Genomic DNA, 1,558 nt, shown 5'->3' with positions numbered 1-1,558 from the left:
AAGGTTTTCATCGTCATGTTTCCGAGAATGCAGGTAATATGTGTCCATTTGTACAGGCTCCAGATCGTATAACGCAACTTTACCTTCATTATTTTTCTTTGATTGTGATGAAGTATCTCCCTTATTGCTATTCTGTTTTACAGTATTGGTACCACTTCCCATAGTGGATCTTCTTTGAACAACTCCATCTACAACCCAAGCACCGTTACCATCTACCATATAACCGTCAGGACTTTTGGCATTTGTCAGAATATAACCGTTTTGCTGAAAATAATAGCACTCCGCCTGACCGTCCTGATTTCCATCAATCCACAGCCAGCAGCTGGCAGGCCAAGTTCCATTACCGTTATCAAACCACCAACCGTTACCATCTGACTTCCATCCGGCAAAGCTTAGAAAACATATTGATAAACTGATTAATCCTCCAAATAAAACTGCAACAATTTTTTTAACATATACACCTCCAAAAAATAAAATATATAAATTACAAAATTTAACCAATTCCTATATACCTGCTACTGTCCATTTTAATCCTTAAATTTATCTGCCAGTTTTTCCGGTTCACTTTGATCATATCTGTTAGGATCCTTTTTTTCCGCCACTTTTTCAATGATTTTATCTGTTAAAGCATTTGCGCCATTACGAAGACTGTGCATGATCACATAACATACAAATCCTATAACTAATAAAATTACAATACCCAAAACGCTTTCCATATCAATCCTTTCCAATATTATTCGAAACTATTGTAACTGCAATAATATCTTTAAAATAATTTATAACTTGTTTTCACTTTAAGCAGCTTCTTTTCTAATAAAACCTCAGGATCTAAACGTAAAAACGCCTTTTCCAGGGATGTAAGAAATGTATTCATATCTACTCCGCTCAAATTCACACCATTACGAGTTTCCCAATGGGTAAAATTAAAACAGTAACAATATTTTTCTCCATTTTTACTTTCTTCCTTCAGTACACCTTCCCAACCGTCTCCCTTATACTTTATTATGTTGGAGTTCTGTGAAAGTACATAGGAAACCTGCGTATTGTATGTCATTACATTTAATTCATTCCATATTTTTTTGAAATCTGAAGAGGTTGTGAAAATCTCTACCTCACGTTCAAAATTTGCAGGACGTTCCCTTATAACGCCTTTCTCCACCAACTCTTTGTGCTTACTTGTGCCGTAGTAAACAGTTGCCGCCAATATGACAATCCCTATTAAAATTCCTATAATCTGCATAGTATCATTATTACTCATTTTTTAGTCTCCTTTTTTTAGCCTCCTTAATTCAATGTCCCACTTACAAACTTCTCCATGTTCATGCATATATAAACAATCATTTATAACTGCTAGTAAATGTAAACTCTTAAACCTCCTCTCAACATAATATAAAAAACACATTTACCTGATTTTATTTGCTTTTTCTTAATTTATCCATACCATTTTCTTACATCTCACATGTGTAATTTTAGTGTAAAACCTGTAACCCCTTTATTTACACAATGTCATTAACTTAATGTTTGGGGGCTGTCGCAATAGAGTGTTGCGACAGCCCTC

Annotated in this window: 2 protein-coding genes and 1 pseudogene; all 3 read right to left on the bottom strand. The window is 34.5% G+C overall.

What is annotated here, in order from left to right; all coding sequences use genetic code 11:
• Nucleotides 1-501 (bottom strand): annotated as a pseudogene (locus tag HMPREF1986_RS13135) (hypothetical protein); the annotation flags it as partial.
• Between the two features lie 26 nt (nucleotides 502-527).
• Entirely contained in the window at nucleotides 528-716 is a 189-nt protein-coding gene (locus HMPREF1986_RS05950; RefSeq protein WP_021773884.1) for a hypothetical protein, read from the bottom strand.
• A gap of 50 nt (nucleotides 717-766) precedes the next feature.
• Complete coding sequence (locus HMPREF1986_RS05945) at nucleotides 767-1,258, bottom strand: hypothetical protein (RefSeq protein ID WP_021773883.1); 492 nt, start codon at nucleotides 1,256-1,258, stop codon at nucleotides 767-769.
• Nucleotides 1,259-1,558 lie beyond the last annotated feature (300 nt).

Origin of the sequence: Oribacterium sp. oral taxon 078 str. F0263, assembly GCF_000469565.1 — a bacterium.
GTDB lineage: Bacteria > Bacillota > Clostridia > Lachnospirales > Lachnospiraceae > Oribacterium.
Note: the sequence above shows the minus strand (reverse complement) of the source record. Positions and strands in the feature narration are given on the sequence as shown.